Below are 13,829 nucleotides of genomic sequence, written 5' to 3'. Positions count from 1 at the left end.
TAAGAAAAAGGGGAATTTTTATGGGAACAGAATTTAATGGTTTATTTGATGAATGGGCTCATACGTACGACTCATTTGTACAAGGCGAAGATATACAATATAAAGAAGTTTTCGCCCATTATGAGGACATTTTAGAGGATGTAGTTAACAAGTCATTTGGCAACGTATTAGAATTCGGTGTTGGTACTGGCAATTTAACAAATAAATTATTACTTGCTGGTCGCACAGTTTACGGTATAGAACCGTCACGCGAAATGCGTACTATTGCAAAAGAGAAATTACCAAAAGAGTTTTCAATTACAGAGGGTGATTTTCTTTCATTTGAAGTCCCAAATTCAATCGATACTATTGTGAGCACTTACGCATTTCATCATTTAATAGATGAAGAAAAAGACGTAGCAATTGCGAAGTATAGTCAATTGCTAAACAAAGGTGGTAAAATAGTGTTTGCTGATACGATATTTGCAGATCAAGATGCATATGATAAAACTGTCGAAGTAGCAAAACAAAGAGGTTTTCATCAGTTAGCAAATGATTTGCAAACAGAATACTATACACGTATTCCGATCATGCAATCTATTTTTGAAAACAATGGCTTCCACGTAACGTTTACGAGATTAAATCATTTCGTTTGGGTAATGGAGGCAACTAAGCAATAGAAAGAGGGATTAGATTGAGAATTGCTGTAATTGGAGCAATGGAAGAAGAAGTACGTATTTTACGTGACAAACTAGAACAAGCAGAAACAGAAACTGTTGCAGGTTGTGAATTTACGAAAGGGCTATTGGCAGGACATGAAGTAATCTTGCTAAAGTCTGGTATTGGTAAAGTAAATGCAGCGATGTCAACGACAATTTTATTAGAAAAATATAAGCCTGAAAAAGTAATTAATACTGGTTCAGCTGGTGGATTCCATCACTCTCTAAATGTTGGTGATGTAGTTATTTCAACAGAAGTTCGTCACCATGACGTAGATGTAACAGCATTTAACTACGAATATGGTCAAGTGCCAGGAATGCCACCTGGATTTAAAGCTGATGAGGCATTAGTTGCATTAGCTGAGAAATGTATGCAGGCAGAAGAAAATATTCAAGTTGTAAAAGGTATGATTGCAACAGGTGATTCATTTATGAGTGATCCGAACCGCGTTGCAGCAATTCGTGATAAATTTGAAGATCTTTATGCAGTAGAAATGGAAGCAGCAGCTGTTGCGCAAGTATGCCACCAATATGAAGTTCCGTTTGTTATTATTCGTGCACTTTCTGATATTGCTGGTAAAGAATCAAATGTTTCATTTGATCAATTTTTAGATCAAGCAGCTCTTCATTCTACAAACTTTATCGTAAAAGTACTAGAAGAGTTAAAGTAATGTAACAAAAAGGCAACTGTCTCATATAAAGAAAATACATACAGTTGCCTTTTCTTTATTGGCAAATAAGGGGGAGAACACGATGAATGTATATCGTGGAGTTCATGAGTTGATTGGTCATACACCAATCGTGGAAATTACTCGTTTTTCACTTCCGAAAGGAGTCCGTTTATTTGCAAAGCTTGAATTTTACAACCCAGGCGGAAGCGTTAAGGATCGTTTAGGAAGAGAATTAATCGAAGATGCACTAGAAAAAGGGCTTGTTGCAGAGGGCGGAACAATTATTGAACCGACGGCTGGGAATACTGGCATTGGACTGGCACTTGCAGCGTTAGAACATGATTTACGCGTCATTGTTTGTGTACCAGAGAAATTTAGTATTGAAAAACAAGAATTAATGAAAGCGCTAGGTGCAACGGTCGTGCATACACCGACTGAGCAAGGAATGACCGGCGCAATTGCAAAGGCAAAAGAATTAGTAAAGGAAATACCAAATTCATACTCTCCAAGTCAGTTTGCTAATGAAGCAAACCCTCGTGCTTATTTCAAAACACTAGGTCCTGAACTTTGGGATGCGCTGAATGGAGAGATTAATATATTTGTTGCAGGGGCAGGAACTGGCGGTACGTTTATGGGAACTGCGTCTTATTTAAAAGAAAAAAATATTGATATTAAAACGGTTATTGTAGAACCAGAAGGATCTATTTTAAATGGCGGTAAAGCTGGTTCACATGAAACAGAAGGTATTGGTCTTGAATTCATTCCACCATTTTTAAAAACATCTTATTTTGATGAAATTCATACGATTTCTGATCGAAATGCATTTTTACGCGTAAAAGAATTGGCGCAAAAGGAAGGCCTTCTCGTTGGAAGCTCTTCAGGAGCGGCATTTCATGCAAGCTTACTTGAGGCAGAAAACGCAGCACCAGGTACAAATATTGTAACGATTTTTCCGGATAGCAGTGAGCGCTATTTAAGTAAAGACATATACAAAGGATGGGAATAAAAAATGAGAGCAAAGACAAAGTTAATTCATGGTATTCGCATAGGAGAACCTTCAACTGGATCTGTAAACGTGCCGATATATCAAACGAGTACGTACAAACAAGAAGCAGTTGGTAAGCATCAAGGATATGAATATTCACGAACAGGTAATCCAACTCGTTCAGCTTTAGAAGAAATGATTGCAGTGTTAGAAAATGGTCATGCTGGATTTGCATTTGGTTCAGGGATGGCAGCTATTACAGCAACTATTATGCTATTCTCAAAAGGAGATCACGTCATTTTAACAGATGATGTTTATGGCGGTACGTATCGCGTTATTACAAAAGTACTAAACCGTTTCGGCATTGAGCATACATTTGTAGATACAACAAACCTAGAGGAAGTTGTAGAAGCAATTCGCCCAAATACGAAAGCGATTTATGTGGAAACACCAACGAATCCATTACTGAAAATTACTGATATTAAGAAAATATCCGCTCTTGCTAAAGAGAACGATTTATTAACAATTATTGATAACACATTCATGACGCCATATTGGCAGTCGCCAATTTCTTTAGGAGCAGACATTGTACTTCATAGTGCAACGAAATATTTAGGTGGGCATAGTGATGTAGTTGCAGGCCTAGTAGCTGTAAATAGCCCGCAACTAGCAGAAGACCTTCATTTCGTACAAAACTCAACAGGAGGTATTCTTGGACCACAAGACAGCTTCTTACTACTTCGTGGTTTAAAAACATTAGGAATTCGTATGGAGGAGCATGAAATAAATTCACGCGCAATTGCTGAGTTTTTAAATAACCATCCGAAAGTAAATAAAGTATATTATCCAGGTCTTGAATCACATCAAAATCATGAATTAGCAAAAGAACAGGCGAACGGATTTGGTGCAATCATCTCATTCGATGTAGATAGTGAAGAAACATTAAATAGAGTACTTGAGAAGTTACAGTACTTTACACTTGCTGAAAGCTTAGGAGCAGTAGAAAGTTTAATTTCCATTCCATCACAAATGACACATGCATCAATCCCAGCAGATCGCCGTAAAGAATTAGGAATTACAGATACATTAATTCGAATCTCTGTTGGTATTGAAGATGGAGAAGATTTAATTGAAGATTTGGCACAAGCACTAGCATAATAAAAATGCACTGCTAATATAGAGCAGTGCATTTTTATTATATTAATTTGTGAAATGTTTCACAAATTAGACATACACAAATGAAATGATTTCATGTATATTGAATTCATGAAATGTTATTCACGAACAAGCTTGTGAAATGTTTCACAAGTAATGGGATTCATGTAGGAAGGTAACTCTATTTTTTTACGCTAATCGGGACTTTTTATGACCTATAGGGACTTATGAAGTCCAAGATAGCAGAATAGGAGGAAATTTACATGGTAGTCAAAGAGAAAGTTGTAAATGAAATGCAAGAGGTAAAAGAGATGATTGATACGTTAGTAGATAACGGTCAAAAAGCTTTACAAGCATTAGAAAGTTTTACACAAGAGCAAATTGACAACATTGTTCATGAAATGGCGCTTGCGGGTGTCGATCAACATATGCCGCTTGCGAAGTTGGCTGTTGAAGAAACGGACCGTGGCGTATATGAAGATAAATGCATTAAAAATATTTTTGCCACTGAATATATTTGGCATAGTATAAAGAAAGATAAAACGGTAGGAATTATTCATGAAGATCCTCATGAAGAAATAATAGAAATCGCAGAACCTGTCGGTGTAGTAGCTGGGGTAACGCCAGTAACGAACCCAACATCGACAACAATGTTTAAAGCATTAATCGCGATAAAAACGAGAAATCCAATTATTTTCGCATTTCATCCTTCTGCACAAAACTGTTCCGTTGCAGCGGCAAAAACAGTATATGATGCAGCAGTGAAAGCTGGTGCACCAAAGCATTGTATTCAATGGATTGAAAGACCTTCTGTGGAAGCAACGAAACAATTAATGAACCATGATGGTGTCGCACTCGTTCTAGCAACTGGAGGGGCTGGTATGGTGAAATCGGCTTATTCTACTGGTAAACCCGCGCTAGGTGTAGGGCCAGGTAATGTACCATGTTATATAGAGAAATCGGCACATGTAAAACGTGCTGTTAATGATTTGATTTTATCGAAAACATTTGATAACGGTATGATTTGTGCGTCAGAACAAGCCATCATTGTAGATAAGGAAATCTATAATGATGTTAAAGCAGAAATGATTGCAAATAATTGTTATTTTGTAACAGAGGAAGAGAGAAAGAAATTAGAAAAGCTTGTTATTAATGAAAATACATGTGCAGTAAATAGTGATATTGTTGGGAAATCAGCACAGTATATTGCTGAATTAGTAGGAATTACTGTACCTGAACATACAAAAATGCTTGTAGCTGAAATTAAAGGCATCGGAGCAGCGTATCCACTATCTCGTGAGAAACTGAGCCCAGTGTTAGCTTGTGTAAAAGCAAATTCATTAGAAGAAGGATTTACATATTGCGAAGAAATGTTAGAGCTTGGTGGCCTAGGGCATTCAGCGGTTATCCATTCTACAAATAAAGAAGTACAAAAACAATTTGGGTTACGTATGAAAGCCTGCCGTCTCATTGTAAATGCACCTTCATCACAAGGTGGAATTGGTGATATATATAATGGATTTATTCCATCACTTACGCTTGGTTGTGGCTCCTACGGGGAAAACTCAGTTTCCCAAAACGTAACGGCGACTCATTTATTAAATATAAAAAGGTTGGCAAATAGAAAAAAGAATATGCAGTGGTTCAAATTACCACCCAAAATTTATTTTGAAAAACATGCGACAGCATATTTAGCAAACATGCCTAACATTTCCCGCGCATTTATTGTAACGGATCCAGGGATGGTTGAGCACGGTTATGTAGATACAGTTACGCACTATTTACGTAAGCATGCAAATGATGTGAAAGTTGAAGTTTTCTTTGAAGTTGAGCCAGATCCATCAGATGAAACTGTATTTAAAGGTGCGGACATGATGAAAAGCTTTAAACCAGATGTAATTATCGCGCTTGGTGGCGGTTCAGCTATGGATGCAGCAAAAGGGATGTGGCTATTCTATGAGCACCCAGAAACGACATTCTATGGAATAAAACAGAAGTTTTTGGATATAAGAAAACGTACATGTAAGTATCCGAACTTGGGAAATAAAGCACAATTTGTTGCCATTCCAACAACATCAGGGACGGGATCAGAAGTGACGCCATTTGCGGTTATTACAGATAAGAAAAATAATATTAAATACCCGCTTGCGGATTATGAATTAACACCAGATGTAGCGATTGTTGATCCGCAATTTGTAATGACAGTACCACCTCATGTGACGGCAGATACTGGTATGGACGTATTAACACATGCAATTGAAGCGTATGTGTCTGTTCTGGCAAATGACTATACTGATGGTTTAGCATTAAAAGCAATTGATCTCGTATTTAAATATTTACCGAGAGCATATAAAAATGGAAATGATGAAGAAGCACGAGAAAAAATGCATAATGCTTCCGCAATCGCAGGGATGGCATTTGCAAATGCTTTCCTAGGTATTAATCATAGTTTAGCGCATAAAATTGGACCGGAATTCCATATTCCGCATGGACGTGCGAATGCAATTCTTATGCCGCACGTAGTTCGCTACAATGCTATTAAGCCAAGAAAACACGCATTGTTCCCAAAATATGAGCACTTTGTGGCTGATGAACGCTATGCACATATTGCGAGAATGCTCGGGCTTCCAGCAAGCTCAACAGCGGAAGGTGTGGAATCACTCATCCAAGCAATTATTGAGCTTGGAAAAAGCTTAAATATAAATATGAGTATTGCAGGACAAGGAGTGGCCAAAGACCAATTTGAAGGGGTTGTTGGATTATTAGCAGAAAGAGCTTTTGAAGATCAATGTACAACAGCTAATCCAAAATTACCGCTCATTTCAGAGCTGAAAGAAATCTATATGGAAGCATATAAAGGCGTATAATAGATAAAAAAGAGCCGCGAGTAAGCGGCTCTTTTTTACTTTGGAAAACATCTCCCAGATTGGTTCTATTTACTTGTCTTTAAGCTTGATAGAATGTGATAAAGTGAGGATGGGAGTGATAAGCAGATGAAAGAATTACAAGAAAAAATAGCAGATTATACCCGGTTTGCACAAGTACTTTTAGCTATAAGTACATTTTTAATGATCGGTTTATTAATTCCAAGTGGAATAAAAAGTATGGTACAGTCTTTTGTTATGATGGGGAGTATTATTGTATTTTTAGTTCTTGCTTTTTTCTTCTTTAAGCGTGTTAGAACGATGCGTGATCAATTAGAGGAGAGCGAATATGAAGAAAATTGTTAAATAGGGCGCTACGAAAAGAAGAAATCTTTTTGTAGCGTTTTTTCATTTTTGTAGAAAATGTATGCGTTTCATATTGACAATGATAATCCTTATCAATTAAAGTATAATAGTAGTTAATGATTATTATTATCAATTAGAGGTGAAAGAATGAACAAATCTATTACGCTGTTCACAGCGATCTTATCTATTTTTTTCTTATTAATAGGTTGCAGTGCAAAAGAAAACGAAAAAGCATCCGCAACAAAAACAGACAAAGGAACAGACAAAATCGAAATTACCGATCTCTCAGACAGAAAGATAACATTCAATAAAGTTCCTGAAAGTTTTGCTACGTTGAGTATGGGAGACATGGATATTATTCATGCTTTAGGTGGAAAAATAGTAGGTCGTCCTGATACAAAATTAACTCTCCCAGAGGAATTAAAGAAAGCACAAGTAATCGGGAATGCACATCAACCGAATTTTGAGCAAATTGCTAGTTTAAAACCGGATGTACTTGTTGCTAACAATGGATTCCAAAAGAACATTCCAACGGTCGAAGGACAAGGAACAAAAGTAATCATTTCTTCAGCCAACTCTGTAAAAGATATTCAAAAGGGTATTGAAATGTATGGAACAGTAATGAAGAAAGAAGATAAAGCAAAAGAGCTTAACCAAAAAATTAATGATCAAATGAAGAAATATGAGAAAAAGAGTGATGTTAAAGCGTTGCTAGTTTATGGAGCACCAGGCACTTATTTAGCAGCATTACCAACATCTCTATCAGGGGATATTTTAGAAAAAACAGGCGGGAAAAATATCGCAGCTAGTTTTCCAGAAATGAAAGAGTATCCGCAATATGCACAGCTAAGTGTAGAACGTATTATTGAAGCAAATCCAGATGTGATTTATTTAATTACACATGGAGATCCCAATAGTGTGAAAAAAGCATTTGAAGGCGAAATGATGAAAAATGAAGCATGGAAAAATTTAGATGCAGTAAAACAAAATCGTGTAGTTATTTTACCACCAGATTTATTTGGATCAAATCCTGGGACGAAAGTTACAGAAGCGATGGACTTTATGTATAAAAGTATACAAGATGTAAGGAAATGATAAGTATGGAGAGTAGTGAAATAGTAAGAGAAAAGGAACATCCTTTTGCGAGAAAAAGGTGGATAATAACAGTTACTTTAGTCGTATTAACTGTTCTAGGTCTTTTTTATGGCCTTTTTGCAGGGAGCTTATCTTTTTCTTTACGAGACATTATAGAAGGTATACAAGATGAAGGTTCGACAGTTCATCGAATTGTATGGGATCTTCGTATACCGAGAGTGCTCGTTGGTTTTATAGTAGGAACGTGTTTAGCTGCATCAGGAGCATTATTGCAAGGGGTTATGAGAAATCCTCTTGCAGATCCTGGAATTATCGGAGTTTCATCAGGAGCAGGTCTTGTAGCAATTATAATCATGATTTTATTTCCTCAACATATGGCATTCTTACCACTAGGAGCGTTTTTAGGAGCTTTTATTACAGCAATGGTCATTTACGCACTATCATGGCAAAAGGGGGCGCCACCTTCACGAATTGTATTAGTAGGTGTTTCAATAAACGCCTTAATTGGTGCAGCGACTTCAGCGCTAATGTTATTACATAGCGACAAAGTACAATCAGTTTTACCGTGGTTAGCTGGTGGTATTGGTGGTGTTAGTTGGGCACATTTAAATATGATTATTTACTATGCGATATTCGCTATTATATTAGCTTTCTTCGGTATTAAACATATTCGAGTATTAATGCTTGGGGATGAAATGGCAAAATTATTAGGATATAACGTGGAAAGAAGTCGGTTTTATTTAATAGTAGTAAGTACAATGTTAGCTGGAATAGCAGTTAGTGTTTCTGGTCTTATTGGATTTGTCGGTCTTGTTGTACCGCATATGTTACGTTTATTAGTTGGAAATGACTATAAATATTTACTGCCATTATCATGCCTTGGCGGTGGGATATTACTTGTTTTTGCGGATGCGATAGCTCGAAGTTGGTTCGATCCAATCGAATTGCCTGTTGGTATTTTATTGTCCTTCTTAGGTGGTCCGTTCTTCTTATATTTAATCCATAGAGGAGGAAAACAACGTGATTTCCGTTAACAAAGTGTTTTACGCACATTCTGAAAGATTTCAAATGCAAAATATGAATGTACATATTAAAGCTGGAGAAATCGTTAGTTTAATCGGTCCGAATGGATCGGGGAAATCTACTTTGCTTCGTTTAATAGCACGGCTACTTAAACAAAGCGAAGGAGACATCATTTTAGATGGGGAAAATATTTATACGATGAAGAGTGCAGATGTAGCGAAGCAATTAGCGATGTTACCACAAATGCACGATCATCAATTAGATTTAACAGTGAAAGAACTAATAGAGTTCGGAAGAGGTCCTCATAAATCATGGAGTAGTCGCTTAAATAAAGAAGATGAAGAAATTGTTGATTGGGCATTGTCTGTTACAAAGCTTGAAGGGTATGAATATCGTCTTTTACAATCCTTATCAGGAGGAGAAAGGCAACGTGCTTGGATTGCAATGACGCTTGCACAACGCACAAATGTCTTACTATTAGATGAACCAACAACCTTTTTAGATATCGTCCATCAGTTAGAAGTAATGGAACTTGTTAAACGATTAAACGAAGAGTTTGGTATGACGATTGTAATGGTTTTACATGATATTAATCAAGCGGCTCAATATAGCGATCGTTTACTCGTATTAAAACAAGGGAAGATTCAGTATGATGGCGTACCAGAAGAAGTACTATGTCATCAAATGTTTCAGCGTGTATTTGGAATTGAAGTTGATATATTCCAAGGGAGTGACAAGCCATTTTTTACACCGAAACGAATTTGTGAAAAGGGAGAAGAGAGATGCAAACAGACGAGCGTATTACCACTGAGTTAGTAAGGGAATTTGTTATGGCAGCTCACGGAGATCTAGAAAGAGTACAGGAGCTTTTGGCCGAATCACCGAGCTTACTTCATGCTTCTTATAATTGGGGTGGCTCAGATTGGGAAAGTGCCTTAGGAGCAGCGGCCCATGTAGGCCGTAAAGATATTGCTCTTTATTTACTGGAAAAGGGAGCTCGGATGGATATTTTTGCAGCAGCTATGCTGGGTGAACTTGAAGTCGTACAAGCCATTTTAGTAGCACAACCAGAAGCATTACGTGCATCTGGCCCACATGGCATCTCTCTTCTTCAACATGCACGAATGGGTGGAGAAAAAGCTCAGCGTGTATTTGAGTACTTAACAGTGCTTTCTTAATGACCGCAAAGTTCTTATGTGCGGTAAACTTTCCACTCAAAGGATTGGAAGGTTTACCGCCCGTTAGAACGGGATAAGTATCTAGTATATTTGAAAATCCTACACCCCCTCAATTGTAGTTTTCTTTATACTAGTTATGATATGGATGCAGTAGACACTCTTTTGTCTACTGCTTTTTTTTGATATAATACACTTTTATAAGATTGAATTTTCTTTCTTTTTGGTAACTTTCTTGATATGAATTATTCAACACTTACGTAGTTTGAAATATGTTGTTATGTAATGAGGTTCAAAGTGATGGGAGTGAATAAAAGAGTGTTCCATACAGATCGCTTACAATTTCGCAAATATACAATGGATGATTTACCATTTTATGCTTCTTTATGGGGGGATGAGAAGGTAATGCGCTATATTGGAAATGGAACGTTAAAAACATTTATGCAATGTAAAAAAAGTTTGGAGGAGAGGGTACTTCCAAATTATAAAAATGGTCTCGGTTTATTTGTAATGATTGAAAAGGAAACTGGGATAAGAATTGGTCATGCAGGACTTGTCAAGCAGAAGGTAGATGGAAAAGAGGAAATTGAGATTGGCTATTGGCTACTTCCTAAGTATTGGGGGAAAGGGTATGCGAAAGAGGCTGCGGCGGCATTTCGAGACTATGGTTTTCAAGCATTACAAATGAATAAATTAATTTCACTTATTAATCCGAACCACCCAGCTTCAATATTTGTTGCTAGAAAAACAGGGCTTAGTTATGAGAAAACAACTTCATTTCATGAGATGGATGTTCTCGTTTATTCCATTAAGCGGGTTGGATGAAAAAAGGTGAATTGCATTTTTTGGAGAATGGTATATAAAAAATAAAGGGAGGGATTACATGTATATTTATCATAGTGGACTAATTATTCGTGAAGGAACGAATGGAGTGCCAGCATATGCGATTAAGACATTATTTGAAGATGCTGGCTGGAGTAATGATAATATCCCTTCTTGGCAAATTGAAAAGTTTACGATTGCATTTGAAAATTCAACATGGGCTTTCACAATTTGGGATGAAGAAGAAATGGTCGCGATGGTTAGAGTTATTTCTGATCAAATCATGGTTGCTAACATAGTAAATTTAGTTGTGAAGTGTGAGTATAGGGGGAAAGGGTTAGGTAAGAAACTTGTAGCTCTTTGTTTACAAAAGCTTCCGCATGGCGATTGGTTTGCGCATACGTCCGCTAACAATTTTGATTTTTATAGAAGTTGTGATTTTGAAGTAAGAGAGTTATCAAGAAATGGAACATGTGCGTACTATGGGTATCAAGTGGCAAAAAAGGAAGGGCATCGATAACTTATAAGGTAATAAAGAAAAAGGATTGCTATTTTAATAATATAAACTGAACTGAGACTCATTTTGTGGTAAAATAAAAGAAAATTCAGTTTATTAAACGGGGGATAAAAATGAATGTAAAAGTTGGGGATATATTTAAATACGAAAGAAGATTTACCAAGGAAGAAGTTTTTGAATTTGCAAATATTACAGGCGATAAAGGTAGACATCATATGGAATATGATGAGAATGGACGATTAATGGTCCATGGTTTATTGACTGCTAGCATTGGGACGAAAGTAGGCGAAGAGTTACATTACATAGCGAGGGAATTAGTAAGTGAGTTTATTAGACCAGTTTTTACAGGGGATACGGTTACTTGTGAATTAACTTTAACAAATATTGAGCAAATGGAAGGATATAAAAAAGTTTCAATTGAGTCAGTTTATCGCAATCAACATGAAAAGACCGTACTAGTTGGGACGAGTTATGGAATTATAAGGGAATAAAAAAGAAGCCTGTTACGTGCAGTGACCCCTGTCAAGTAGACAGTATTAAAAAAGCGCAACTAAGCAACCTGAGTTCTATATTTATATGGACTCAGGTTATTTAATTTCTTTTGAAATCTTTGATGATTATAAAAGTACATATATTTACGCACGGCAAGTTTGACCTCATTCGCTTTACGGAAGGAGTGTAAATGAAAACACTCTGCCTTAAAGTGACTGAAGAAGTTTTCCATACAAGCATTATCCCAACAGTTGCCTCTTCGAGACATACTTGCCTTCATCTGATATTTTTTAAGTAATTGATTATATTGACGAGATGTATACTGGGACCCTTGATCACTATGTAAGAGGATTCCCTTCACATTTCGTTTTTTCTTTGCCTTTTTAAGTGTATCTAACACAAGTTTTAAGTCGTTTCTACGACTGGTTTCATAGGCAACAATTTCATTATTGTATAAATCCTTAATAGCGGATAAGTACAAGCGCTGTCCATTGAAAATCAAATAGGTGATATCGGTTACCCATTTCTCATTCGGTTTTGAAGCTTGAAACTGCCTATTGAGATGGTTTTCTGAAAGCACATAAGCCTCTTTTTTTCCGTAATAAGGTCGTTTTTTTCTAATTACGGCTTTGATACCTAGTTCACTCATCAATCTTTGGATGCGCTTATGATTCAAATGAAGGTTATATGTGGCTTTCAGCCACACTTGTATTCTTCTATATCCATAAATTCCTCTTAATTTTTTATGACACTCCAATATCTTTTTCTTAATTTCGATATCCTCTGATTGTTTTTTTGAAGGCGTCGTATGCCGTTTTATCCATTTGTAGTACCCACTTCTGGTTACACCAGCAATATCGCATAGAATGGTCACTGTATAACCTGTTTTTGTCATTTCATGGATGACTTCGAATTTTTTCGTTTTGGATACGACTTTCATTCCTCCTTTTACATCCCTAAGAGCTTTTTTAACATTTCATTTTCCGCTTCTAATCGTCGGATCTTAGCTTCAGGATCTTCGGGTCTAACCCTTGGTCTACCTAAACCTGGTCCTTTCGCTTTACCGCGTTTTTCTTCTAGTCCTTTGATTCCTTCAGCTTCAAAGTATTTCACCCAACGACTTACAACCGAGTGATGAATACCTAATTCTTTCGCAATGGTTTTATAGCTCATGCCTTCTTTTAAGTATAAATCTATAGCTTTTTTCTTAAATTCTACATCGTAAGTGACTCTAATTTTTCCCATAAAAAAAATCCCCTCCATAGTAAACAGGTTAATGTTCTTTCTTTTTCCTGTCTACTATAAGGGGATCATATCAACGAAACAGGCTTCTTTTTTATCGTTTAGTAAACACGTTTTCGATTTTCCGCATGACTAGAGATAAGTAATAATGCAGATTCTTCACCTATATTGCGAACAATATGAGGAACGCATGCATTCCAAGAGAAAGAATCACCTTCTTCTACAATCGCAATATCTTCTCCATGTTGAACTTCTAGTTTTCCGCGTAATACAAGATGACACTCTTCACCTTCATGAGCATTTGGTGAGTTTTCTTTCGGGAATCCGGCAGAAATTTCTACTAGAGATAGGCGGAGACCACCTTGCTCCGCAACATGCTCAATTCTTTGTTCATCTTTTCCATACACACTGTATTTACGCTCTTCTTTTTTTACAATTTTCAAACGATCTTTTTGTTCTAACAATAAATATGGAAGGGGAACATTTAAAAAATTAGCGATCATTTCTAAAGTTGAGATAGATGGTGATGTTTTATTGTTTTCAACCTGACTCATAAAGCCTTTAGAAAGACCTGTTCCTTCACAAATTTGGGCAATCGTAATTCCTCTACGTTGACGAATTTCACGAATCGCAGAACCGATATTCATAAAATCATGCTCCTTTTTGTAAACAACTATTTGTATCATAGCAAAAAAAAAATATTTTTTCTCATGAAAAATGAATT

At 36.5% G+C, this 13,829-nt stretch carries 16 protein-coding genes; 13 read left to right on the top strand and 3 right to left on the bottom strand.

What is annotated here, in order from left to right:
* Nucleotides 1-20: 20 nt before the first annotated feature.
* The 13 genes from NSQ08_RS20570 to NSQ08_RS20510 all read left to right on the top strand — a co-directional run bounded on the left by NSQ08_RS20570 (nt 21) and on the right by NSQ08_RS20510 (nt 11,862).
* Nucleotides 21-659 (top strand): class I SAM-dependent DNA methyltransferase, encoded by a 639-nt coding sequence (locus tag NSQ08_RS20570; RefSeq protein WP_002015267.1) that lies wholly within the window; start codon nt 21-23, stop codon nt 657-659.
* Between the two features lie 14 nt (nt 660-673).
* A complete protein-coding gene (mtnN, locus tag NSQ08_RS20565; protein WP_002015266.1) occupies nt 674-1,369 on the top strand; it encodes a 5'-methylthioadenosine/S-adenosylhomocysteine nucleosidase in 696 nt (231 codons plus the stop codon).
* Between the two features lie 82 nt (nt 1,370-1,451).
* Entirely contained in the window at nt 1,452-2,375 is a 924-nt protein-coding gene (locus tag NSQ08_RS20560; protein ID WP_002034120.1) for an O-acetylserine dependent cystathionine beta-synthase, read from the top strand.
* Between the two features lie 3 nt (nt 2,376-2,378).
* The gene (locus NSQ08_RS20555; protein ID WP_002034121.1) at nt 2,379-3,512 is read left to right on the top strand and encodes a bifunctional cystathionine gamma-lyase/homocysteine desulfhydrase; all 1,134 of its coding nucleotides are present in this window, start codon (nt 2,379-2,381) and stop codon (nt 3,510-3,512) included.
* A 260-nt stretch (nt 3,513-3,772) separates the two neighbouring features.
* Nucleotides 3,773-6,376, top strand: a complete 2,604-nt coding sequence (gene adhE / locus NSQ08_RS20550) for a bifunctional acetaldehyde-CoA/alcohol dehydrogenase (protein WP_340778497.1) — start codon at nt 3,773-3,775, stop codon at nt 6,374-6,376.
* 126 nt (nt 6,377-6,502) lie between these two features.
* Nucleotides 6,503-6,739: a YrhC family protein gene (locus NSQ08_RS20545; RefSeq protein ID WP_002034123.1), complete on the top strand. Its 237-nt coding sequence runs from the start codon at nt 6,503-6,505 to the stop codon at nt 6,737-6,739.
* Between the two features lie 147 nt (nt 6,740-6,886).
* On the top strand, nt 6,887-7,834 hold the full coding sequence (locus tag NSQ08_RS20540) for an ABC transporter substrate-binding protein (protein ID WP_002015260.1): 948 nt from the start codon (nt 6,887-6,889) through the stop codon (nt 7,832-7,834).
* A 5-nt stretch (nt 7,835-7,839) separates the two neighbouring features.
* Entirely contained in the window at nt 7,840-8,868 is a 1,029-nt protein-coding gene (locus tag NSQ08_RS20535; RefSeq protein ID WP_002015259.1) for a FecCD family ABC transporter permease, read from the top strand.
* Entirely contained in the window at nt 8,855-9,673 is an 819-nt protein-coding gene (locus NSQ08_RS20530) for an ABC transporter ATP-binding protein (RefSeq protein WP_002129193.1), read from the top strand. Before NSQ08_RS20535 ends, NSQ08_RS20530 begins: the two co-directional genes overlap by 14 nt.
* The gene (locus NSQ08_RS20525; RefSeq protein WP_002129192.1) at nt 9,640-10,035 is read left to right on the top strand and encodes an ankyrin repeat domain-containing protein; all 396 of its coding nucleotides are present in this window, start codon (nt 9,640-9,642) and stop codon (nt 10,033-10,035) included. The genes NSQ08_RS20530 and NSQ08_RS20525 overlap by 34 nt, the downstream gene beginning before the upstream one ends.
* A 294-nt stretch (nt 10,036-10,329) precedes the next feature.
* Nucleotides 10,330-10,857, top strand: coding sequence for a GNAT family N-acetyltransferase (locus NSQ08_RS20520; RefSeq protein WP_002015253.1), 528 nt, complete (start codon nt 10,330-10,332; stop codon nt 10,855-10,857).
* A 58-nt stretch (nt 10,858-10,915) separates the two neighbouring features.
* Nucleotides 10,916-11,374: a GNAT family N-acetyltransferase gene (locus NSQ08_RS20515; protein ID WP_340778483.1), complete on the top strand. Its 459-nt coding sequence runs from the start codon at nt 10,916-10,918 to the stop codon at nt 11,372-11,374.
* A gap of 110 nt (nt 11,375-11,484) precedes the next feature.
* Complete coding sequence (locus NSQ08_RS20510; RefSeq protein WP_131246314.1) at nt 11,485-11,862, top strand: MaoC/PaaZ C-terminal domain-containing protein; 378 nt, start codon at nt 11,485-11,487, stop codon at nt 11,860-11,862.
* A gap of 59 nt (nt 11,863-11,921) precedes the next feature.
* On the opposite strand, the gene NSQ08_RS20505 is transcribed toward NSQ08_RS20510, so the two are convergent.
* The 3 genes from NSQ08_RS20505 to NSQ08_RS20495 form a co-directional block, all read right to left on the bottom strand.
* Nucleotides 11,922-12,803 carry an IS3 family transposase gene (locus tag NSQ08_RS20505; protein WP_215589307.1) on the bottom strand — a complete coding sequence of 294 codons (882 nt, stop codon included), beginning with the start codon at nt 12,801-12,803 and terminating at the stop codon, nt 11,922-11,924.
* 8 nt (nt 12,804-12,811) lie between these two features.
* Nucleotides 12,812-13,108 carry a transposase gene (locus NSQ08_RS20500; RefSeq protein ID WP_002170592.1) on the bottom strand — a complete coding sequence of 99 codons (297 nt, stop codon included), beginning with the start codon at nt 13,106-13,108 and terminating at the stop codon, nt 12,812-12,814.
* Nucleotides 13,109-13,206: 98 nt separating this feature from the next.
* Nucleotides 13,207-13,752: a helix-turn-helix domain-containing protein gene (locus NSQ08_RS20495; RefSeq protein WP_002015249.1), complete on the bottom strand. Its 546-nt coding sequence runs from the start codon at nt 13,750-13,752 to the stop codon at nt 13,207-13,209.
* Between the last annotated feature and the right edge of the window lie 77 nt (nt 13,753-13,829).

Source organism: Bacillus sp. FSL E2-8887 (genome assembly GCF_038007205.1).
Taxonomy (GTDB): Bacteria; Bacillota; Bacilli; order Bacillales; family Bacillaceae_G; genus Bacillus_A; species Bacillus_A mycoides.
This window is presented reverse-complemented; position numbering and strand designations above follow the sequence as displayed.

What these genes read in the sequence shown, in the direction of transcription:
- NSQ08_RS20570 (WP_002015267.1), top strand. Translation starts at nt 21, where the DNA reads ATGGGAACAGAATTTAATGGTTTATTTGATGAATGGGCTCATACGTAC.
- NSQ08_RS20525 (WP_002129192.1), top strand. Translation starts at nt 9,640, where the DNA reads ATGCAAACAGACGAGCGTATTACCACTGAGTTAGTAAGGGAATTTGTT.
- NSQ08_RS20560 (WP_002034120.1), top strand. Translation starts at nt 1,452, where the DNA reads ATGAATGTATATCGTGGAGTTCATGAGTTGATTGGTCATACACCAATC.
- NSQ08_RS20540 (WP_002015260.1), top strand. Translation starts at nt 6,887, where the DNA reads ATGAACAAATCTATTACGCTGTTCACAGCGATCTTATCTATTTTTTTC.
- NSQ08_RS20510 (WP_131246314.1), top strand. Translation starts at nt 11,485, where the DNA reads ATGAATGTAAAAGTTGGGGATATATTTAAATACGAAAGAAGATTTACC.
- NSQ08_RS20515 (WP_340778483.1), top strand. Translation starts at nt 10,916, where the DNA reads ATGTATATTTATCATAGTGGACTAATTATTCGTGAAGGAACGAATGGA.
- NSQ08_RS20545 (WP_002034123.1), top strand. Translation starts at nt 6,503, where the DNA reads ATGAAAGAATTACAAGAAAAAATAGCAGATTATACCCGGTTTGCACAA.
- adhE (WP_340778497.1), top strand. Translation starts at nt 3,773, where the DNA reads ATGGTAGTCAAAGAGAAAGTTGTAAATGAAATGCAAGAGGTAAAAGAG.
- NSQ08_RS20495 (WP_002015249.1), bottom strand. Translation starts at nt 13,752, where the DNA reads ATGAATATCGGTTCTGCGATTCGTGAAATTCGTCAACGTAGAGGAATT.
- NSQ08_RS20535 (WP_002015259.1), top strand. Translation starts at nt 7,840, where the DNA reads ATGGAGAGTAGTGAAATAGTAAGAGAAAAGGAACATCCTTTTGCGAGA.
- NSQ08_RS20505 (WP_215589307.1), bottom strand. Translation starts at nt 12,803, where the DNA reads ATGAAAGTCGTATCCAAAACGAAAAAATTCGAAGTCATCCATGAAATG.
- NSQ08_RS20555 (WP_002034121.1), top strand. Translation starts at nt 2,379, where the DNA reads ATGAGAGCAAAGACAAAGTTAATTCATGGTATTCGCATAGGAGAACCT.
- NSQ08_RS20500 (WP_002170592.1), bottom strand. Translation starts at nt 13,108, where the DNA reads ATGGGAAAAATTAGAGTCACTTACGATGTAGAATTTAAGAAAAAAGCT.